Raw genomic sequence first — 20,188 nt, forward strand, 5'->3', positions numbered from 1 at the left:
CCCGCTGCGCTCACGCCGCGTGCAGATACACCGGAACAGTGGCGTGCCCGTTGGAGATGAAACTCGGCACGGGCGCCAGTTCGGTCAGGCTCGTGGCCAGGCTCATCCGAGGGAACCGATCGAACAGCGCAGGCAACGCGACAGCCGCTTCGAGCCGGGCCAGTGATGCGCCGATGCAGTGGTGTGCGCCGTGGCCGAAGGCGAGGTGCTGATCGCGGGTGGCACGGGTGGGATCGAACTCGGCGGTGTTGGCGCCGTGCACTTTCGGGTCGCGGCTGGCGCCTACGTAGGAGGCCAAGATGGCCTCGCCCTTGCCGATTCGGTACTTCCCGGCGATGTCGATGTCCTCGACCGCGTATCGGAGGGGCAGGTGTGCCACCGGTGCCTGGAAGCGCAGCGTCTCCTCGACCACGTCTGCCCACGACACCTGCCCTGCGGCCACCGCGGCGCGCTGCTCAGGATGGGTGAGCAGGGCGACGATCGCTTGGTCGAGCAAAATTGACCGTGGTCTCGTGACCGGCATTGATGATCAGCATCAAGGTGTCGACGAGTTCCTTCTCCGACAGCGCGGAGTCGTCCTCGTCGCGCGTGGCGATCAGCGCGCTGGTGACGTCGTCACCAGGATGCGCACGACGGTAGGCGACGAGTTCGCCGACCAATCCATACATTTCGAGGTAGTTGGCCTGAGCCTGCTCGGCGGTGAACGAGCCGTCGAAGAAGCCGTCCACGCACTTGTGCAGCGCAGGCCCCAGCCCTTCGGGCACGCCGACCAGTTCGGTGATGACCCGGATCGGCACCGGATAGGCGAAGCCGCTTCGCAGATCGACCGGTTCGCCGGCAGGAGTGGCCGCCAGCGCGTCGAGCAGGTTCTCGGTGATCTCGGCGATCCGCGGACGCAGCGCGGTACTGCGGCGATGACCGAAGGCCGGGGAGACCAGTCGGCGCAGCCTGCGGTGATCGGCCCCGTAGGCGGTGAACATGTTGTCGACCGCTACCCACGGCAGCAACGGCCACGCCTCGGTGATCTCGCCGTTGATGAACGACATCCAGTGCTGTCTGGGGTCCTTCGACACCCGAGGATCGGCGAGCAGACTCCGCAGCACTGCCTGATCGGTGACCGACCAGGCGGGCACGCCACCGGGCAGTTCGACCAGCGCCACCGGGCCACGCTGCTGAATGCGTGCCGACTCACCTTGGATGTCGGCACCGGTCGTATCCAGCACGATGGGTTCCATGAGAAATCTCCTCCACCAGGGTCTACGCCCGTAATCGACAGTGCCGCAGCCAGTTTCACCCGCCCGGTACAAACCTACCCTTCGTCTGGGCGATCCAGGGCACGAATTGAGGCGCCGACGGCGGAAGTTGATCGGTAGCCTCGTCATCGCGCGGGAAGGGCTACGGGCGCCCGGCGGTCTCCTCCGCCAGTACGGCCAGGGTCCTGCCCTGACTCTTCGGAAAGGACCACGATGAGCACGGAAGCACAGTCGCTGACCGCCAAGGATATCGAGTTCCTCGGACGCCCCCTCTACGGGTTTCTGTCCGTAGCCGGCGGACCCACACCACCCCAGCCCCGGCCGGTGTGGTTCGAGGTCACCGCCGAGGGCACGATCCAATTGTTCACGGCCCCGGATTCGGTGAAGGTCTCGCGATTGCGAAGCGACCCTCGCGCCTCGCTCGTCGTGTCCGCCCCGGTGGGTGAGCGCGAGCGCTGGGTTTCCGTCGCCGGCCACACCACCATCTCACCCGATGGAGCGCATGACCTGCTCTCCCGCCTGGCCGCGCGATACTGGGACCTCGATGACGAACGCCGAGCCGACGACCTCACCGAGATGCGGGCCGCCGACTGGCTGCGCATCACCATCGAGCCCGAAGCCGTGAGCCGATACACGATGATGTGACGGCTGTTTCCCGTCAGGTCGATGATCCACTCGCCGTGCATCGGCACCTCGCTGATGGGCTCACGGGACCTGACGGGATCGCGGCCTCGGCGACCGCCGTGTTCGGCACCTTCGACAGGTCAGCCAACCGGTGAAGGCGAGCCTTCTCCACAGCTCTCTTCCCCCACCATCTATGCCGATCCTGGCATCTGGGTTGTGGCTGTACATATTTTAATGCACATATCGCAATATCGCAGCGTTATGCCGATGGCACTGCGCTGGCCGACGGATTCATCGACTTCGCAACCATCGGCCGGTGGGTACACACCGCCGGTTACCGCGGCGATGTAGAGGTGGCGATCTTCCCTAGCTCGTGGACCGAACCCCGCACGGCCCGCACCGGTAGCGTTGGCAAGTGGCCAACCATGAGGAGACGCGGCGATGCCGAAAATTGTACTGTTCGGGGCAACCGGCTACACCGGACGCCTGACGGCCGAAGCCCTCACCGCACGCGGCGCATCGCCCGTGCTGGCGGGACGCAACGGGGCAGCCCTCGAGAAGCTCGGCGCCGAACTCGGCGGCTGCCGGACGGCCGTCGCCGACGTCACCGACCCCGCGTCGGTGCGGGCCCTGCTCGGTCGCGGCGATGTTCTGGTGACGACGGTCGGGCCGTTCCTGCGGTATGGGGGCCCCGCACTGGCCGCAACGATCGCCGCGGGCGCGCATTACATCGATTCCACTGGCGAAGGGCCCTTCATCCGCACCGTGTTCGAGCACGACGACCAGGCCCGTGCCGCCGGTGCGGGGCTGCTCACCGCGTTCGGGTTCGACTACGTGCCGGGCAATCTCGCGGCCGGGCTGGCCTTGCGCGAGGCTCCCACCGCGGTGCGTGCCGACGTCGGCTACTTCATGAAAAGTCCCGGCACCAGCGGTGGTACCCGCGCGTCCATGGCGGGGATGCTGTTCGAGCCCGGCTTCGCCCTGCGCTCCGGACAGGTGGTCACCGAGCGCACCGGGGCGCGTCTGCGTTCCTTCGATGTCGCCGGCGAAAGCCGGACGGGGACATCGATTCCCGGGTCGGAGCATTTCGCGCTGACGCGCTCGCACCCGCACCTGCGAGAAGTCGATGTGTTCCTCGGCTTGCCGCCGCTCGCGGCACAGACGCTGCGCGTCGGCTCACGACTGACCTCGGTCGTCGCACAGGTGCCTGCACTCAAGCGCGGACTCGACGAGGCTTTGGCCCGAACCGTCAAGGGGTCGACCGGAGGCCCCGACGCCGAAGCTCGCCGCCGCAACCGCACCTGGGTGGTCGCCGAAGCTCAGGACGCGACCGGCACGACGCTGGCCACCGTCACCCTGAAGGGCGGCGATCCCTACGATTTCACCGCGGCGATTCTGGCCTGGGCCGCCGACACCGCACTGGGCGGCGGTCTCCTCGGCTCCGGCGCGCTCGGCCCGGTCGACGCGTTCGGCCTGGACGCGCTGTACACCGCCGCCCGCGACGCCGGCTGGTCGCCTCACCCGGGCCCCTCCATCGAGCCGAAGGCAATCTGACACCGGCCGCCACCGCGTTGCAGCGCTAGGCCGCGTGGGTGAGTCGCGCGGCCGCCGCGCCGACGGTCGGTCCCGCGCTGACCAGTGTCCCCATGAACCGATCCTGTTCTCGCGCACCGCGAGTCGCCGCACGGTCGAGTCCGCCGGGCAACAGCCGGGTGACCGAGCGCGCGACGTTGACCGGGATTCGGATCGCCGGGTACCACGGAACGATCGCCGTCGGCAGCCCGAGCGCACGCATCGTGTGGCGGCCGAGGAAAGTCCCCGTCACCGACAGATGCTGGGCATAGGCAAGGCGGCGCCGGATCGTGGGCAGCCGGTCATAGTTCCAAGACAACGGGTCTCGTGACATCGGCACCGCGAGTTGACGGGTCGACTCGTCGGGGTCGGCCAAGGCGGACAGCGTGTGCACCAGGACGCGCACGCCGTCTCGGAAGGAGTGCGGCAGCCACTGTTCCTCGACACCGAGCAGCCAGCCGACGTAGCGGACCAGGTGCGCGGCAGCGTCAGTTTCGGCAGGGGTCAGCAGCAGGCCCAGGCCCATCCCACCGATCGCCGGGGCGATGAAGGCGCCGACGAGCGTGGCCGCCATATCCGTCTGGTTGATGGGCAGGCCCCAGTCCTCGGTCCGCCAGTCCGGCATGGCAGCCACGTGCCTGCGGACGAAGGCGTGGATGAGCCGCACCCGGATCGTGGATCGGTATCCCAGACCCAGCGGGGATAAACCGTCCTCGGACAGGACATCCATCGCCCACTGCATCGTCTCGGCCCACCGCTGATTGGAGCCTTTTTCCAGCGCTCCCGTGCGCAACAGGGTCTTGTTGAAGCCGGAGAACTGGTAGCCGCCGAGCATGGCGACGTCGCGCGCGACGTACATGCCGTCGGAACCGCCGGTGAGCAGGACCTTGGCCCCGCGCACGAGCTTGTCGTGATCGACCCACGCCGGAACAGTCTCGATCGTGAGGAAGAACTCCCGCAGCGGATCCGGCGCCTCCGGCACCGCAGCGATGCCGTCGGTGAGCGCTCGATCGAACAGTGGGCGTATGCGCTTCGAGTCCGTGGCGACCATCCAGTCCACCAGCCGATCCATCGCGTCGTCACCGACGAGCAGGCCCTCGCCGAGACGCTGCCATTGCGCCGAGTCGGGGCGGTGAACCCCCAGCATCGCCGCGAAGCCACCGACGAGGGGCGGGACGCGGTGGGGACGACCCGGGTGACGGGTGGGAACGGTGGTCATCGACACTCCTCGTTGAGCGCTCCATTGTGGATAACGACTGATATCCAAAATAGGTCGGCTGCTAAAGTCCTGTCAATGGCGCGCGCAGAGGTGGTCCGGTCCTACCGGGGAATCAGCGCGGCGAATCGACGTGACGAGCGCCGCGACAAACTCCTCGCCGCGGGTCGCCAGATCTGGGGCGAGGCCGGCCCGAGCGAAGTCACCGTGCGCCGCGTGTGCGCCGCGTCGGGGTTGACCCCGCGCTACTTCTACGAACATTTCACCACCCGAGACGCACTGGTCCTCGCCGTCGCCGAGCAGGTGCAGGAGGAGCTGTTCACCACCCTCGTCGACGCGAGCCAGGCCGAGCCGGGCACCTTGAAACGCAAACTCCTGCGGGCACTGACGACCTACCTCGACACGATCGCCGACGACCCCAGCATCCACCGCATCATGACCAGCGATACCAGCAGCGTCGCAGGGCTCGAAGAGTTGCGCTCCCGTGCCGTCGGGATCGTTACCGACCTCGTGATGCAGTACAGCGCGGAATTCCTCGATACCCCCGCGAATCCGGAGATCCGGCGCCAGGAAGCACTTTTCGTCGTCGGCGGAATCAACCAGCTGGTGGCGACCTGGCTGGCCGACCCCGGTCGGCCGACCACAGAAGTAGCCGCCCTCTGCACCGAACTCGCACTAGCCGTGGTGAACCGAGCGCCCTGACAGTCGGCGCGGTCGAACAGCTCCACGTCCGGCGAGACGAACAAGGCAGGAACCCCGAGGAATGCCATTTCGGCCGGCGAACCTCAGATCCGCTCCAGATGTAGCAGCGCTTGGTCAGCGACCGATATCCCGGGTACAGACTTCTTCACCGTAGGATTCGCCATGGATCACCTCACCAGCCCCACCGCGACCGCGGTATCGCTGCTGAGTGCGATCGTTCTCGTCGGATGCGGAAGCAGCACCGATCCTGCCGAGCGCGGCGTGCCACCCGGCTTCAGCACCATCAGCCCGGTGACGAGCAGCTCCCCCGCCTCCTCGGCTCCGCGCTCCCCGGCACCCTTGCCATCGACCACAGTGGCCGTCCCGCCCGGACCGGCACCCCTGCCGCTTCCTCCGCTGCCCACGGTTCCTTCCCGGACATCATCGAGTCCAATCCCGAACTGGGCGCCAGAATCCGCAGCCAATTGCCACGCTTCCTACGAACCCTGCGTGCCCATAGCCAGCGACGTCGATTGCGCGAGCGGCAGCGGCAACGGACCTGAATACACGGGGCGTGTGCGGGTGATCGGGCCCGACGTCTACGACCTCGACCGCGACGGGGACGGAATCGGCTGCGAACGCGAGTGATGCATTCGTCCTGATGAGGCAACCACGGCAGAACGCGGGGTCGCCACGAGCGTCTTGTCCAGGTTGGTGCTCGTCGGCCTCGGAAACCCGGTCGAGGACCGTGCCAGCTGGGACGTGCCTTAGCCACTACCTGCGTTCGGCAGACCGACCAAGTCCAATCACTTCGGGCGACGACCTCGAATGTGGGATAAACATCGATATGCCGTCGCACCCTGAGCCCGGTACCGGGGCATCGCCACCCAATTCCTTTACTGCACCCGTGAAGCGCGCTCGGCAAGTCTCCGAGACCGCTGGAACTACAACGCTCATCCCAAGTCGGTTCGACCATCCGGATTCCGTCCAGCTGATGACGGAGTACGCCAAAGAACGTCGGTCGATAGTCGGCTTCGACGATCCCCCGAATCTCGATCGACCAGCGCAGTACGAACCTCATCGAGGGTTGTTCATCGTCGCCTACATCGCAGGCGAGCCGGTCGCCTGCGGCGGACTCCGCACGTCATCGCTTGTCGAGCGGGCAGCCGAGATCCGGAAGATGTTCGTGGTGCCGAACCATCGCGCACGCGGGGTGGCCCGACTCGTCCTCTCTGGTCTAGAACAGTTCGCGTTCGAGCACGGCGTCGCCCGGATCATCCTGGAGACCGGCTCGTACAACCGGGCCGCTATGCGCCTCTACGCCTCGGCCGGATACACACCGATCCCGCCCTATGTGCCAGGTCGACCTGATTTCAACCGAGCCTTCGCGAAGACGTTGAAGTCGGAGCCCGTCCCCGCACCGACAGGAATGTACTAACGTGCGGCTACGGCAAGCTGATTGCCGAATATCGCTCTTCCCGACACGAGTGCCGTCGAGCATTACACTGCGCCCATGGCTGTCGGCTCGATCGTCTTCGCGATCATCGTCATCGTGGTCGTAGCGCTCGCGGCCATCGCACTCATCACCGGATTCATCCTGCGCGCAATCCGCCGGACAGCCGAGGCGGCCATCGCGGCGAACTTTGCACCCGGGGAAATCGTGCGCAGTGACCCCGTCGCCAACTACTTCGGCAGCGCCTCGAAGGGCGGGAGGCAGGTGCGCGGCAACGGCGCGCTCGTGCTGACCGATACTCGACTGTGGTTTCGCCGAGCGGGATCGGAGGACGCACTCGAGGTCGCGCTCGCATCGATCACCGCCGTGGATCTCGTGCAGTCCCACGCCGGCAAATCGATCGGTCGCCCGCTGGTCCGTGTGAACTTCGACGATGACAGCGCCGCGTGGTACGTACGCGATTCGACACAGTGGCGCGACGATATCCTGGCCAGGTGCCCGTCAGCGTCTGATCAGTAGTTCGACCGCGCCGCGCGGGCGGCAACGTCAGACGTTTCCGACCGGAGCCGCTCCCCCGCCGTGTCGCGCTGCTCGAGTACCCGCCCGCCACCCTGGCTGTATAGCGAAAAACACTGCCGTAGAGAGTGATCCAGCAACGCCGGTGAACCACTCCCTCCGTGCGGTCCTACCCGATCCGGCGCGCGCGTGGCGGGTGCGCCGGTCTACCGGTTGTGCCCGCCCACGCTGGTATCGAGCGCGCCGAGTTGGAGTTGTGTGGCGAGGGCCTGTAGCGCTTCGGGGTCGTGTGGTGGCACCCGTTCCATCGCGCTGAAAGCCAGGTGGTCGGCGATCAACATGGTGCGCACCTCGGCGTCGGTGAGCTCGCCGGTCAGCGCACCTTCGGGCAGGGTCTGCACCATGGCGAAGGTGGTGTCGACGATCAGCGGCACCAGCGAGGTCGGCATCGACAGCGGGTCGCCCACAACGAGCGCCTCGGTCGCCTTGTTCGTCGCGTCGGCGAACTCCGATGAGACGTCCAGCATTCGATGGACCGCCACGTCGACACTTCGCCGCACCCGATCCAGCATCGTGGTCCAGTGCCTCGACGAGGACGCCGCAAGGAGCGCGGCGCCGACCTTGCGCCGAAAGGGCGGGGGCGCGTCGACGGCCCCGCACAGGAAAGCCGTCGTGGTGATGGTCATGTGCGCCATCGCCACCCGCGCACCGAAACTCGGGGTGGCGGGACCGAGCCTGGCCAGCAGGGCGAAGCCGCCCAGTGCCGGCACGAGGAGCTGGAGCATGACCTTCCGCTTCAGTTCGTCGCGGTCGGCGACGCCGTAGATCTCGAGCTCGTTGTCGCGCAGGTCGTTGGCGGACTGAGCGATGATGGCGAGACAGCTGGCCAGTTCGCGCAGATCCGCCTCGGGCACAACGGCTTCGGAGGCGAGTTCACACGCGTAGTAGGTGACCCGGCCGAGCACACCTTCGCTGTAGGCGACCCGCGACAGCGGCGAGTCGATATTGCGGGCCATCACCGCTGCGACATCGATGACCACCGCGCCCACACGCTTGCGCCCGGCCGGCGACAGCGCGACGAGCAGAGCGCGTATGTCGCCGATACGCTCGGCCAGGAGCCGGTCGACCGCTTCGCTGTCGCGGGCTTCTGTGCTGACCGAAGGCAGTGCGGCGGGCTTGGTGTCGATGTTGCCGGTGAGGTAGTCCGCGGCGTCCAGGACGGAACAGCTCGCGATCGCGCGATCGCTGAGATCCTCGAAGGCGTCCAGAACTCGGCAGGCCAGCAGGGCGGCGGTGGCCTCTGCCTGCAGGTGGGTGGGCAAAAAGCTCACCGCGATACCCAGGTTACGACCGGCTGGGATCAGTGCCAGCCGGGCCAGCTCCTCGGGTGAGGAGGCAGCCCGTAGCGCGGCCATGTCCGGTGCGCGGCGCAGGTGTCGAAATCCATGGGCGAGCGATCCGATTCTGGTCTGCCTCATCGGGTGATCACTTCCTGTAGCAGTGCACGGAGGTCGTCGCGAGCAGGCGATGGCGGGAAGATGTTCAGTGCTGCGCTCGCCTTCTGTGTGGCGTCGAGGGCAACCGCCCGCGCGGCTGCGGTGGCCCCGCTGTCGATCAGGTCGCTTTGCAGGATCGCGCTCGGGGTGTCCGCGGATAGCCACATCTCCCGCGCGCCGGCGCGCATGTCGAGCCATTCGATCACCGGCCAGGTCGGAACCCGTCGTTCCAGGTCACCCCCTGCGTCCTTGCCCAGCTCGGGACCGCCCTCGACATCACGGACGTCGTCCATGATCTGGAACGCGAGTGCGAGCTCATCGGCGTATGTCATCAGCGCCCGCAGGCGATCGTGATCGGCACCGCCGGCGGTGCCGCCGTAGGAGCACGACAATCGGAACAAGGTGCCGGTCTTGGCGCCGGCGACGAGTCGGTAATGACGGCGCAGCGCGGTCGCATCGACCGCGGGCGGCAGCATTTCGATGAGCTGACCGAAGGACAGATCCGACAGCCCGTCGGAATACGTCACACCGGGCACCTCCCCCAGGCACGCGGACATTCTCGGGTTGTCGGCAAGCACCTCAGCGATCACCTGCACCGCGGCACCTGCCATGTGGAACCCCGCTCTGGCCGCGATGCGCACGCCGAACGCGGCGGGTACCGACGTCGCGCCGCGGCGTAGCAACGATCCGTCACAGATATCGTCGTGCACCAGCGAGGACTCGTGCAGCATCTCCATCGCGCAGGCCAGATCGAGGGCGGCGCGACTGGGTTCGGACCCGACGGGGGCAAGCAGTCCTGCGCTCGCGAGAACCAGGCGTGCGCGCACGCGCTTGCCAGGAGTGGTGAGGACGTGCCTGCCGATGTCGTCGAAACCTTTACCGCTGATGAGGATTTCGTACAGGCGCGCGTTGACCAGCGTAAGAAGTTCGTGCGTTGCGGAGCCCTGGTACTCGGCAACCGGCTGAGTCACACTCGGATGTCTGAGCATCAGCGCGACCGGTTCGCCCTGGTGCTGCGGGTTACCTGCCGGACGAGCGTCGTGACGGCGGACTTCGGGTAGCGCGGGATTGTCCATAACGCTGAACTCCTTTGGTGCGGCCATAGGGCGGTGAGATCCGCTGATGGTTCGCTGGGGGCTGGCACGATTCAGGCGGAGTCGTCGGCGTCCTGCCACAGCTACTGTCTGCCGCAACGACAGAGACGTAGCGTCGTGGCCCGTAGATCTGATATTGCGCTGAAACAGTGAGATTCGGACGTCACGATCCGTGGATGGTCACGTCGACGGGACCGGGACGATGTGGGTACGGTCGGCAAACACCTGCACTCGGACCGTTCACGAAAACGCCATTGTCCGGCGACCGGTCGTCGAAGGGAGCGACGTCGCTCTGCCGACAATTCTACGGCGTCGATCACGTTGCCGCACAGGACATTCGGCGCTTCGTGAGACTCCACGGCGTCGATCTCCGATCTTGTGGGTTTCTGCCCAGTTTCCCGGCCATGACCGGAGCGGGGCCTCGTTCCAGAGGGCACCTTCGACGTCCCACGCCCGTGCGTGCCTTCGGATACTTGATCGAATAGTGTTGTGCCACAGTGACTTACCCGAGTCTGGACGCAGCGGACGCGGCCAGGAGTCGACGACGAGGATGCGCGTAGCCGGGACACGAGCCGAAATCGAGGTGTTGCACCAACTGTGGGTAGGTCAATCACCGACGTGGACGTGTGCGGCCCACCTGGCCGGCACGGCCGGATAGGCGTTGCGCATGCTGCGCAACGTTTCGGTGAGCGCAGTCGCCGCCTCGGCCGTGTCGGGCGCCCGGGTGCCGTGCGCGGTGAGCGCGGCGTAGACCGCCTCGGCGGTCTGGGAGCTGTCGGCGGTGTGCCACAGCGTGCCGATGACCCCGCGGAAGCCCGCGAGGTGGAACGCCGACGCCAAGTTCAGCGGCTCGTCGAGCAGAGCCGGGTCGGGGCCCGCGGTGTCGCAGGCGGACAGGAACGCCAGCTGTGCCCGCGTGGTGCGCAGGTCGTGCACGAACGAGGGCACGAACATCCCGTCGCTGAGCACCAGTCCCCCCTGGTCGGGATGCTTCGCCGAGCTGACCGCCCGGCCGTGGCAGGCGAAATGGGCGATCGCGTGCTCGTGCAGCCCCCGCTTGATGGCATCGAGGTCGGCGGCGGCGTCGATCAGCACAGTGGACCCGGGCACCAGTCCGGCCACCGCCTCGGCCTCGGCGCGGGCGCTCGGCAGCACCGATACGCCGTTGCACTCGCCGACACCGACGATGAGCGCGGTATGGCGGGCATGGCGCGGCCGGGGTGTGCTCAACGTGTCGGCGAGAGCGGTCAGTGACGGTGTGTAGGAGCAGACGGCACGGTCGAACACCGTCTGCCCCGCATCCTCGCGATGTCTGCCCGCCGCGTGCAATGGCAACTGGGCCATGATTCCGATCGGGCACCACCACAGCCGCTGCGCCGTGACCCGGTCCAGTACCGGCCGCGCCGTGGTGGTCCACAGCCATTCCAGCACAGCGTGCACCTCCAGCTGGGCCTGCTCACGCCGGTCGAACGAGGACGCCGGGTCCTTCACCTCGGCGAGCGCTGCTCGCAACCGCCGGACCTGGGCGCGGGCGGTGGTCTCGGTGATCTGCCGCAGCGACACAGCCTCGACAGGCTCCCGATAGTCGGCGGGAACCACGAGCGCGCTGCCCTGGGCGCTGACGATCACCACGGTGTGCCCGGCCGTGCGCGTGCGCAGGACTTCGAGATTCGGCGGCACCAGCAGATCCTCGAACCCCGGCACCGTCCGCGCTTGCGCGAGCAGCCGGTCCCGCCGCATCGCGAGCTGCCGGATCTGTTCGACGGCCTGTGGTCGCGGGTCCCAGTCCCGGGAAGAGATCCGGCCGTTGAACTCCACTTCGATATGAAACGTCAGGTCGGCGTATCCGTCGGCCTCAGCCAGCTCGCGCTCGACCTCGCTGAGCTCCTCGGCCAGCGAGGGTTGCGTCTCGCCGAGACGTGCCCAGCCGCGGCGGATACCCCACGCGTCACCGAACAGCACGCCGCGGCACCGTTCGACCAGTTCCAGGGCTCGGTCGAGCTGACCCGACCGCACACCGGCGTCGACCACCCGGTCGGCGAGGCCGTGCAGCTGCCGGGCCGCCTCGACCCGGTGAACCCAAGACAACGCTCGGCTGACCGTGGCGGGGATGGCGGTGATCACCCGTTCCTGCGCGTCCAGCCATGTTGCCGGGTTCGCCTCGGCGAACATCGCGGCGTGGGCCTGTTCGCAGATCATCCGATGCCGCGTGCTGGTGGCGGGGTGGCCGGAAACTGCCCGGTAGTAGGTGATCGCGAGCTCGCGCAACCGATCGGCCCCCGGCCCGCCGAAGGTGGCGAGCGCACGGGCCGAGCGCGCGAGGGCGAACGCACGCAACGGCCACCAATGGTGGTCTCCCGGGGTCTGACCGACGGCTTTCTCCGCGAGCGCGAGCGAGTCCTCCAGCGCGCCGAGATCACCGCACTGCCGGTACCGGTGATACAACACGTCGGCGATGGTGCTTTCGATGCGCGGCACGTCAGGGTGATCGGGACCCACCAGCGCGAGCGCCGCCCGGTAGGCGCGTTCGGCCTCGTGGAACGGTTCCGCATGCGTGGCATCGGTGCTGACCGCCCGGGCCTGTACGGCACCGGCGTAGTTGTAGAGCATGCCGACCCGGCGCACATCGTCTGTCGCCATGGTGGACACCGCCGACGCCGCCGCGTCGACAGCTGTGGTGAACATGGCGTGATCACCGGCCTCGGCGACCTCCTCGGCCGCCCTGGACAGGGTCGACCAGCGCAGCGAGAGGTTCGGGTCGCCCGGTGGGGTCAGCGCGAGGGCCTGCTCCGCGACGGTGACAGCCTCGCGACCCGCCGCGGGGCTGGAGCCGACTCGGCATTGCGTGATCAGCGCGGACGCCAGTGCGGAGAGCCGGAGGGCTCGCTGATCGTCGTCGGCGGCCGGCAAGTTCAGCGCGGCGCGGGCGGCGTCGACCGCCAGCTTCGCTTCGTCGCGCGAGCCGGTCGCCATCGCGACGGTGCTCGCGCAGTGGGCGAGTGCCCTCAGCAGCCGCGCTCGCAGTGCGTGGTCCGGTGCGGTGGTGAGCAGCGCTTCGGTCACCGCGTCGTAGGCGAGCGTGATCGCCTCGGTGTCGCCGCCGATATCCCATAGGTCGTTGTGCGCGTAGTAGAGATCCAGCAGCGCGGCCGGCCGCTCGGCGTGGTCCAGCGGCAGCCCGACGGCCAGCACCCACGCCTGGTCACGTCGCCGCACCAGCACATCACCGGAGACCGGCTGCCGCCGCAGGCTCTCGACCAGGTCGTACTGCGCCCGCAGAGCGCGCGGATCGCGATGGCAGGTCATCAGGAATCGCGCGATGTCGGGACCGATCTCCCTGCTCGTTTCTTGCTCGAGCTGCTCGAGCGCGGGCACCCTCGCTGTGTCGCCGTAGTCGCGCTCCAACGCGTCGGCGAGATCACGACATGCGACCAGCGCACCGGCCAGGTGGATGGGCGCTCCACCGTCGGTGTAGAGATCGAACTCGTACTGGGCGAGCTCGATCACGACGTCGCGCCACACCGGGCGTTCCCGCAACGCCAGTTGGGCCGCGGCCCGGTAGTCGGCGACGATCTTGCCCGGCGACAGGCCCGCATTGTCCTGTGCTCGGGCGCGATCGACCAGCCTGCGGGCGCGTTGCGGATCATCGCGAGGTGTGTGCGCGATCGTCCAGTTCAGCCCTTTGACGACGGTCTCGCGGTAGGTGTCGGTACCGTCGTGCTCGTCGAGCAGGAGCAGCAATGTGGCGTGATCGGCGGTGAGCGCGGCCTTCATCCGCGCGTCGTCCAGTGCGTTCATCACCGTCGTACAGGCGTTCGCGAACAGCACCAGCGAGTCACGGTCCTGGTAGACCTGGAAGTGCTCGCGTGCCTCGTTCAGCGCCCGGTATTGCGGCATGGCGATGACGCTCGCGACGGCGAGATCCCCTGACGTACCCGCGATGGCGGCCGCGATCTCCCGGTCGACCAGACCGGCGAACCCGCTCTGCGCCTGGAACCGGTGCCAGTGCGCTCGGGCCAGGTGCGGCAACAGATTCGCGGGGCACTGCTGCGGTGGCGGTAGGCCCGCGGCCAGCAGCGCACCGATGTCACCGGTGTCGGCGAAGTTCTCGACCACCGACCGAATGTCGTCGTACACGCGCGGCCCCCGATCCCGTTCGGTCCACGGTAGCGTGATCCGAATCACCAAGCAGGAGGTTCGAATTCGGCATGAGACCAACGAGCGGTCCCCGAGTCTGGGTTCTCTGCGAGCAGGCCGGAGCGGCGCTGGCCGAACGCGCTTCCCGCTACGGCGTCGCGGACGTACTGGCCAGAATCGTCACGGCGGCCCGGCAGGGCGAGGTGTCAGAAGCAGACCTCGACCTGCTCGACAGTGCCTTCGCCCAGCACGGCATCGACAACCTGACGCGGGCGCACCGCGGCTTCGAGCCGTGGAAGGGACCTCGCGACATCGCGGTCACGGCATGGGTGTGCCCGACGAGTGCGTGCACCAGGGCGGGGATCGACGAAGGTCCGCGGTGCGAACTCACCGGGCAGCCGTTGCGCAGGATCGAGCTGTGAACGCGTTCCTCACCGAGCTCGGCAAGAACCTCGCTACTCGCTGGGCTGCCGCGCTCGCGCTGCCTGCCGCGGTGTTCGTGGCCGTTGTGGTCGTGGCGGTCGCGCTCGGGCCCTCGCACGCACTCGACTTCAAGCTGTTGTGGACCCGGGTGACGACGGTGTCGACCGGTCCCGCGCTGGTGTGGGCCGCCGCGGCGTTCCTCGCCGCGACCGCGGTGGTGGGGTTGGCGGTCACCGCGCTCGGCGGCGTCGTGATCGCCGCGTGGGCTGCCACGGGCACCGGTGCCGGCAGACCGTTCGCCGCACTGCGCCACCGCCGTTGGCGGCGTGCCACGGTCAAGGCGGACGCCGCGGTCAAGGCGGTGCTGGCTGACCGATCGGACCGCCGGGCGAAGAGCACCGCGCAGCGAGCTGTACTGCGACGCAACGCGATCTCCGAGATCGAACCGGCCTGCCCCACGTGGGCAGGCGACCGGCTGCGGAGCGTGGACGAGCGCGTCAGCCGCGGCACCGGTCTCGACCTGACCACGACGTGGCCGCGATTGTGGCTGGTGCTGCCCGACGCGGCGCGCACCGAGGTGACAGCGGTCCAGGAACGATGTGGCTCCGCCGCCCGCACCCCGGTGTGGGGCTTGGCCTACCTGGCAGTCGGTGTGTACTGGTGGCCGGCGCTCGTGCCGGGAGTGTGGGCATTGCTGGTGTCACGCCGTCGGATCCGCCGTGCGGTGGGTGTCTACGCGGACCTCGTGGAAGCCTCGATCGACCTGTACGCCCGAGACGTCGCCAACCAGCTCGGGTTCGAGCTGACGGGCAGGTTGACACCGGCGATCGGCGAGCAAATGACCGAGGTGCTGCGGAAACAGCCCAGGTAGCCGGCGTCGCCGTTTCTCACCCGCCTCCGACAGCTCGCCGATCGGCGGATCGGCATCGCCGAATCAACCAGCGGGCTGGAACAGTTCGATCAGATTGCCGCTCGGGTCGGCGAGCAGGATCTGGCGGCCGCCCGGACCGCTGACGACACCGCTGCGGAATTCGGTCTCTGTCGCGCGAAGGCGTCCGATTTCGGCGTCGAGGTCGGCGACGATCAAGTGGATGCGGTTCGCGCCCGGTCCGGCGCATTCGACGGGGGTGGCGCGAGCGCCGGAGCTGGCTGGACCGGACAGCAACAGTCGCAGCGAGCCGCGGACCACGTCGGCAAAGGCGGGGGCAGCGCTGGTGTGCAGGGTGAAGCCGAGACGATCGGTGTAGAAGTCGACGGCTGCCTGCACGTCCGCGACGAGGTAACGGACGCTGGCGTATTCGGTGGATGTTGGCATCATGCGCTCCTTTTCGTGGGACCGAGGTCGGTGAGGGTCGGCAGCAAATAGCGGATGCGGGTGTCGATCTCGGCGGCGGTGGCCAGGAAATTCGGGTAGCTGTCGTCGTCGCTACCGCTCGAGGCCGCCGGATCGGGGATGCTCCAGTGGATCCACCGGGGGTCGTCGCCGAAGTCGGGGCAGCTCTCACGAGCCTTGTCGCACAAGGTGATCACCGCGTCGAAGCGACGGCCGGTGAGTGTGTCGAGACGGCGAGGACGTCGGTCGATGAGGTCGATGCCGAATTCCACACGCAGTACCCGAACCGTATTGGTATGCATGGCCGGCTTCGGACGGGTACCGGCGCTGAACACATCGATTCCGCCACCGGCACGGAGTCGCAACAGGGACTCGGCGATCACGGAGCGGGCGCTGTTCCCGGTACACACGAACAGCACCGTCGGCCGCGCCGAGGGCGCGAATCGTAGTGGCGTGGATGCCATGTGAAGCGCTGGATGCAGTGCCGCGCCTGCGGTGGTGAGCAGTTGCGCGGCGCTGTCGAGATCCAGGTGGTAGTAGGTGTCGCGACCATCGTGGCTGCTGCGCGTGGTAGTGACGAGGCCACCATCACGCAACAGTCGCAGGTGATAGGAGACCAGATTCTGTGGCTCGCCCACACGGGCTACCAGTTCGCGCACGCGATAGTCGCCGGCGGACAGCTCGGTCAGCAGTCGCCACCGCAGCGGATGAGCGGCCAGGAGAACAAACGATGGAACAGTGTGACGAGCCGACGTCATAAGCTAAGGATACACCGAACCCATCAATTCCATTTGATGCATTCGGTAGGTCCAACAGCCAGCGGCCCGCCTACGTCAGGCGTCGGAGCGCGGACCGGTCGTAGCGGTCAGAGCCGTGGCGAGGTCCCGGTGGATCGAAATCCACTCGGTCATCCCGGCGAGGTCGATCACGCGCGCGACGGTCGCGGCGGCCCGCCCGCCGGCGAGATGCGTCCCGATGCCGCGGCGGTCCAGCTGCTGCGCCAGGTCGGCGACGACCATGATGGCACGTACCGACAGGAACGTGACCTCGGCCAGATCGACGACGAGATGACCGTCGCCGGCGGACGCCGGGACAGCCGACTCGAGCAGGCCCCGCCAGCGCGGCAGGGTGTAGGCGTCGATCTCCCCACGAGCATGCAGCACGATGACCTGTCCTGCGGATTCCGCTTCGGCACCCAAGCGGCGGCAGGGATCGGCAGCCGGGTCGCCAGCTGCGGGCGAGCGGGTTTCGTCGGGACGATTGTTCAACGGACTCAATTCTTCAGCACCGGAGAGCAGTGCGCTGCCAACTGTCCTGTGTGCTCAAGATCGGGCTGACAACCCCATTCCAGCACGCGGCCCGGCAACTGCCTTGCCCCGTCGCCGCCCTGGCATCCAGTTGTTCGCTATCGGTCCTGATTCACGGTGATCGGCCTTCGCATTTCGTCTCCGCGCCCGGGCGCCGCAGAGACGACACGCGGTGCGCCGAGGGCGAGACAACGGGTGCGTCGCCTGTTGCCGAGCCGGTAAAATGGAGCCGGTAACCATACGGGCGCGGTCGTCCGGCGCCCCGCCTTCGCCGCCGTGCCCTTCATCGCGTGTCCACGGAGGGAGCGTCGTGCAAGGTCTGAATTTCGAGAGCGACGACCTCGCCGCGACCGAGGAGTTCCTCAACAACGCCTACACCCGGGTGCAGATCGGCAACCACGGCCCGCATCAGGTACGCGCCCGGATCCGTCGCGAGATGCTCGGTTCGATCAACTTCGACCAGCTCGAGATGGGTTTCGACATGACCTACGACGCCGACCCGCTCGGCCGGGTCTGCCTGGTCACCGTGCACAGTGGCCGGATCGAGGAGAACTATCACGACAGCGGCACCGACACCTTCACCCCCGGGCAGACAGGTCTGCTCACCCCCCACGACCTGCCCTACTCGGGGGTCATCCGAACCAGCCGCTACGACATCACCATGTTCGACCCCGCGATCTTGAACCGTATGGCCACTGCCGCGGGCGGGAACCGAGTGCGCGTGGACGGGCACCGACCTGTCACTGTCGCGGCCGGACAGCGGCTGCGACGGGTGATCATTCATCTGCAGCAGATCGCCGCGGACCCCGACGCGGCGAGCAGCCCGCTCACCGTCACGACCGCCTCGGATTATCTCGCCGCGACCGTGCTGGCCACCATGCCGACGACCGCCGAGCACGAGCCCAGCGCCACCGATCGTCATGACGCTCACCCCCACACCGTGCGCCGCGCCATCGCGTATCTGGAGTCGCATCTGGGTGACAGGATCGCGATCAGCGACGTCGCAGCGGCGACCTTTGTCACGCCGCGCGCCCTGCAGCTCGCCTTTCGCCGTCACCTGAACACGACGCCGCTCGAGTACCTGCAGCGACTGCGCCTTGCCGCGGCGCACGAGCAACTCGGCGCCGCGCTGCCCGGTGACGGTCAGACGGTCTCGACCATCGCCTACCGATGGGGCTTCACCCATCCGGGCCGCTTCGCCACGGCCTACCGCCAACGCTACGGTCAGCCACCGAGCCAGACCCTGCGCGAATGAGCGCTGCTGCATTACGTCGCGAACGCAGTGCGAGCTCAGCGCGACCGAGGAGGTCGGGGCCGTCTCACGCCCGAGCGAACCGCATGTCCACCACGGTGCCCGCCGACGATGTGCTGACCTCGAACTCACTGCTGAGAGCGCGCATGATGCCCATCCCACGCCCACGTGACTGATCGGCGTCGGGGTCAGGGGTCGACCAGCGTCCCTCGTCGATCACGACGGTGTGGACGTGAGTCTCGGTGAGCGCCGCAGTGACGCGTATTGTGCCGCCGCCGCCACGGTGACCGTGCTCGACGGCGTTGGTACACGCCTCGCCGACGGCGAGCACTATGTCGTATGCCTGGTCCGGGTCGACCGGCACCTCGGTCAGCCAGGCCTGCAGCGCGTGGCGTACTTCGGCCAACCGCGCGGCCTCTGCCGAGAAATCGATCTCGAACGGTTTCACGGCGCTGTGCTGCCGAGATGGGTGCGTCGTCACCTGATGCCTCCCTCTCCATCTCGACGTCCAACGAATCCGCGAGAACACCCGCGCCATTGGCAGTACCCCTGCGGTATCCGGATATGCCGCGTCCGGGCGTGACAAAACCCTCTCGCCGCAGCCCTGCGGATACGTCCGAGCCAGGGTACCCCGATGCGGCGCAACGGTTTGCGGCCCGAGCTGATGGGGTAGGTTGCTTGGGCAAGAATCGCTCGCACATTCGCCGACCCGGCGAAGCTAGAGGCAAGAGGTAGAAAAGTGGCGAATCGCAACCGAGGAGACCTTCGGTGAGTGTAGAAGGCGGCTTCCGAGACCTCGACGTGCAGACACGAGCACAAGACGACTTCGAAATCCTTTCCGTACGCGGTGAAGTTGACATGGCCTCGGCGCCCCAGTTGCAAGCGGCGCTGGAGAAGGCACAGCAGGGCGGCAGGACACTGGTGGTCGACATGACCCAGGTCGGCTTCCTCGGCTCGGCCGGTCTCAGCGCGTTGCTGGTCGTGTCCAAGGCCGCGCCCTATCAGCTGCGCGTGGTCGCCTCCCACGAGGTGGCTCGACCGATCGAATTGACCGGGCTGGACAAGCTGCTCGCCGTCTACGCCACCCTGGAAGCGGCGATCGCCGCGGAGCCGAACGCGCACTAGGTCCGAAGTCGCGGGGGCCCCCCCCCCCCGGGCCGCCCCCCCCCCCACCGCGCGCCGGGCCCCGCCGCCGCGATGTCAGCCGATCGCGAAGCGCAGCAACGCCTGGCGATCGCCCTGCTTGATCTTGCCCTTGCGGTCGAGGACCTCCAGCTGCCACACCGGACCGTTGCGGAAGGTCCGCGCGATCGCGTTGGCGTTCTCCGCACCGAGCAGTGACGGCCAGATATCGGCGACAGGCTGGGTATCGCCGCCGGTGGCGTCGTAGATCTTGAACGAGACGTTGTTCGCCTTCTCGAAGGAACTGCCCTTCTTGAACGCGACGGCCACGAAGACGATGGAGTCGATCGCGGGGGGAACATTGGCGAACGTGACGTGCACGGTCTCGTCGTCGCCCGCGGCCGCACCGGTCTGCTCGTCGCCGGTGTGCAGCACCGATCCGTTGCCGAGCGGGTCGAGCGAATCCAGGCCGGCGAATCGCACCGGCTCAGCGCCCTGGAACAGCACGGCGATCAGGTCGAGGTCGACACCGCGCTTGCGCCGGGCCATTCCGAGAATTCCACCGCTGGAACCCGCCGACGGATCCCAGCTCACCCCCACGCTCATTTTGGTGATACCGGCGAGATCGGCCGCGCCGTCTTCCTTCTTGAGAGTAATCACGATTTTCAGGCTACGGACTTCGCCCGCCCCGTGCATGACGACGGAATAC

22 protein-coding genes are annotated in these 20,188 nt (G+C 67.7%); 10 read left to right on the forward strand and 12 right to left on the reverse strand.

Annotated elements, in window-relative coordinates:
- Window positions 1-10: 10 nt before the first annotated feature.
- Both ACFTS5_RS10360 and ACFTS5_RS10365 read right to left on the reverse strand, forming a co-directional pair.
- Window positions 11-496 carry a cytochrome P450 gene (locus ACFTS5_RS10360; protein ID WP_378629580.1) on the reverse strand — a complete coding sequence of 162 codons (486 nt, stop codon included), beginning with the start codon at window positions 494-496 and terminating at the stop codon, window positions 11-13.
- Window positions 456-1,235 (reverse strand): hypothetical protein, encoded by a 780-nt coding sequence (locus ACFTS5_RS10365; protein ID WP_378629583.1) that lies wholly within the window; start codon window positions 1,233-1,235, stop codon window positions 456-458. The genes ACFTS5_RS10360 and ACFTS5_RS10365 overlap by 41 nt, the downstream gene beginning before the upstream one ends.
- Before the next feature lie 231 nt (window positions 1,236-1,466).
- On the opposite strand from ACFTS5_RS10365, the gene ACFTS5_RS10370 reads away from it, so the two are divergent.
- Both ACFTS5_RS10370 and ACFTS5_RS10375 read left to right on the forward strand, forming a co-directional pair.
- Window positions 1,467-1,898 (forward strand): pyridoxamine 5'-phosphate oxidase family protein, encoded by a 432-nt coding sequence (locus ACFTS5_RS10370; protein ID WP_378629586.1) that lies wholly within the window; start codon window positions 1,467-1,469, stop codon window positions 1,896-1,898.
- A 420-nt stretch (window positions 1,899-2,318) separates the two neighbouring features.
- The gene (locus ACFTS5_RS10375; RefSeq protein WP_378629588.1) at window positions 2,319-3,431 is read left to right on the forward strand and encodes a saccharopine dehydrogenase family protein; all 1,113 of its coding nucleotides are present in this window, start codon (window positions 2,319-2,321) and stop codon (window positions 3,429-3,431) included.
- A 25-nt stretch (window positions 3,432-3,456) separates the two neighbouring features.
- Here the strand turns inward: ACFTS5_RS10375 and ACFTS5_RS10380 are convergent, their stop codons facing one another.
- Window positions 3,457-4,668 carry an oxygenase MpaB family protein gene (locus ACFTS5_RS10380; protein WP_378629590.1) on the reverse strand — a complete coding sequence of 404 codons (1,212 nt, stop codon included), beginning with the start codon at window positions 4,666-4,668 and terminating at the stop codon, window positions 3,457-3,459.
- Window positions 4,669-4,743: 75 nt separating this feature from the next.
- Here ACFTS5_RS10380 and ACFTS5_RS10385 point away from each other — a divergent pair, with 75 nt between their 5' ends.
- Window positions 4,744-5,367: a TetR/AcrR family transcriptional regulator gene (locus tag ACFTS5_RS10385; RefSeq protein WP_378629591.1), complete on the forward strand. Its 624-nt coding sequence runs from the start codon at window positions 4,744-4,746 to the stop codon at window positions 5,365-5,367.
- Between the two features lie 167 nt (window positions 5,368-5,534).
- Here the strand turns inward: ACFTS5_RS10385 and ACFTS5_RS10390 are convergent, their stop codons facing one another.
- Window positions 5,535-5,720 (reverse strand): hypothetical protein, encoded by a 186-nt coding sequence (locus tag ACFTS5_RS10390; RefSeq protein WP_378629593.1) that lies wholly within the window; start codon window positions 5,718-5,720, stop codon window positions 5,535-5,537.
- Window positions 5,721-5,856: 136 nt separating this feature from the next.
- Between ACFTS5_RS10390 and ACFTS5_RS10395 the strand changes: the two genes are divergently transcribed.
- The 3 genes from ACFTS5_RS10395 to ACFTS5_RS10405 all read left to right on the forward strand — a co-directional run bounded on the left by ACFTS5_RS10395 (window position 5,857) and on the right by ACFTS5_RS10405 (window position 7,318).
- The gene (locus tag ACFTS5_RS10395; protein ID WP_378629595.1) at window positions 5,857-5,994 is read left to right on the forward strand and encodes a hypothetical protein; all 138 of its coding nucleotides are present in this window, start codon (window positions 5,857-5,859) and stop codon (window positions 5,992-5,994) included.
- Window positions 5,995-6,340: 346 nt separating this feature from the next.
- Entirely contained in the window at window positions 6,341-6,784 is a 444-nt protein-coding gene (locus ACFTS5_RS10400) for a GNAT family N-acetyltransferase (RefSeq protein ID WP_378629598.1), read from the forward strand.
- Window positions 6,785-6,859: 75 nt separating this feature from the next.
- Entirely contained in the window at window positions 6,860-7,318 is a 459-nt protein-coding gene (locus ACFTS5_RS10405; protein ID WP_378629600.1) for a hypothetical protein, read from the forward strand.
- A 203-nt stretch (window positions 7,319-7,521) separates the two neighbouring features.
- Here ACFTS5_RS10405 and ACFTS5_RS10410 read toward each other — a convergent pair whose 3' ends face one another.
- From ACFTS5_RS10410 to ACFTS5_RS10420, 3 genes are all read right to left on the reverse strand, one after another.
- Window positions 7,522-8,793 (reverse strand): hypothetical protein, encoded by a 1,272-nt coding sequence (locus ACFTS5_RS10410; RefSeq protein ID WP_378629602.1) that lies wholly within the window; start codon window positions 8,791-8,793, stop codon window positions 7,522-7,524.
- Window positions 8,790-9,887: a polyprenyl synthetase family protein gene (locus ACFTS5_RS10415; protein WP_378629604.1), complete on the reverse strand. Its 1,098-nt coding sequence runs from the start codon at window positions 9,885-9,887 to the stop codon at window positions 8,790-8,792. The genes ACFTS5_RS10410 and ACFTS5_RS10415 overlap by 4 nt, the downstream gene beginning before the upstream one ends.
- A 624-nt stretch (window positions 9,888-10,511) precedes the next feature.
- The gene (locus ACFTS5_RS10420; RefSeq protein ID WP_378629607.1) at window positions 10,512-14,042 is read right to left on the reverse strand and encodes a CHAT domain-containing protein; all 3,531 of its coding nucleotides are present in this window, start codon (window positions 14,040-14,042) and stop codon (window positions 10,512-10,514) included.
- Window positions 14,043-14,113: 71 nt separating this feature from the next.
- Here ACFTS5_RS10420 and ACFTS5_RS10425 point away from each other — a divergent pair, with 71 nt between their 5' ends.
- Complete coding sequence (locus ACFTS5_RS10425; RefSeq protein ID WP_378629610.1) at window positions 14,114-14,464, forward strand: hypothetical protein; 351 nt, start codon at window positions 14,114-14,116, stop codon at window positions 14,462-14,464.
- Window positions 14,461-15,336 carry a hypothetical protein gene (locus ACFTS5_RS10430; RefSeq protein ID WP_378629612.1) on the forward strand — a complete coding sequence of 292 codons (876 nt, stop codon included), beginning with the start codon at window positions 14,461-14,463 and terminating at the stop codon, window positions 15,334-15,336. The genes ACFTS5_RS10425 and ACFTS5_RS10430 overlap by 4 nt, the downstream gene beginning before the upstream one ends.
- A 63-nt stretch (window positions 15,337-15,399) precedes the next feature.
- On the opposite strand, the gene ACFTS5_RS10435 is transcribed toward ACFTS5_RS10430, so the two are convergent.
- The 3 genes from ACFTS5_RS10435 to ACFTS5_RS10445 all read right to left on the reverse strand — a co-directional run bounded on the left by ACFTS5_RS10435 (window position 15,400) and on the right by ACFTS5_RS10445 (window position 17,066).
- Window positions 15,400-15,780 (reverse strand): VOC family protein, encoded by a 381-nt coding sequence (locus ACFTS5_RS10435; RefSeq protein WP_378629614.1) that lies wholly within the window; start codon window positions 15,778-15,780, stop codon window positions 15,400-15,402.
- On the reverse strand, window positions 15,780-16,556 hold the full coding sequence (locus ACFTS5_RS10440; RefSeq protein WP_378629615.1) for an ArsR family transcriptional regulator: 777 nt from the start codon (window positions 16,554-16,556) through the stop codon (window positions 15,780-15,782). Before ACFTS5_RS10440 ends, ACFTS5_RS10435 begins: the two co-directional genes overlap by 1 nt.
- Before the next feature lie 75 nt (window positions 16,557-16,631).
- Window positions 16,632-17,066: an STAS domain-containing protein gene (locus ACFTS5_RS10445; RefSeq protein ID WP_378629617.1), complete on the reverse strand. Its 435-nt coding sequence runs from the start codon at window positions 17,064-17,066 to the stop codon at window positions 16,632-16,634.
- A gap of 349 nt (window positions 17,067-17,415) precedes the next feature.
- Between ACFTS5_RS10445 and ACFTS5_RS10450 the strand changes: the two genes are divergently transcribed.
- The gene (locus ACFTS5_RS10450; RefSeq protein ID WP_378629618.1) at window positions 17,416-18,360 is read left to right on the forward strand and encodes a helix-turn-helix transcriptional regulator; all 945 of its coding nucleotides are present in this window, start codon (window positions 17,416-17,418) and stop codon (window positions 18,358-18,360) included.
- 64 nt (window positions 18,361-18,424) lie between these two features.
- Here the strand turns inward: ACFTS5_RS10450 and ACFTS5_RS10455 are convergent, their stop codons facing one another.
- Complete coding sequence (locus tag ACFTS5_RS10455; protein ID WP_378629620.1) at window positions 18,425-18,838, reverse strand: ATP-binding protein; 414 nt, start codon at window positions 18,836-18,838, stop codon at window positions 18,425-18,427.
- Between the two features lie 287 nt (window positions 18,839-19,125).
- Between ACFTS5_RS10455 and ACFTS5_RS10460 the strand changes: the two genes are divergently transcribed.
- On the forward strand, window positions 19,126-19,482 hold the full coding sequence (locus tag ACFTS5_RS10460) for an STAS domain-containing protein (RefSeq protein WP_378629621.1): 357 nt from the start codon (window positions 19,126-19,128) through the stop codon (window positions 19,480-19,482).
- A gap of 75 nt (window positions 19,483-19,557) precedes the next feature.
- On the opposite strand, the gene ACFTS5_RS10465 is transcribed toward ACFTS5_RS10460, so the two are convergent.
- Window positions 19,558-20,139, reverse strand: a complete 582-nt coding sequence (locus tag ACFTS5_RS10465) for a TerD family protein (RefSeq protein WP_378629622.1) — start codon at window positions 20,137-20,139, stop codon at window positions 19,558-19,560.
- Between the last annotated feature and the right edge of the window lie 49 nt (window positions 20,140-20,188).

This window comes from Nocardia sp. NPDC056952, assembly GCF_042674185.1.
Lineage (GTDB): Bacteria > Actinomycetota > Actinomycetes > Mycobacteriales > Mycobacteriaceae > Nocardia.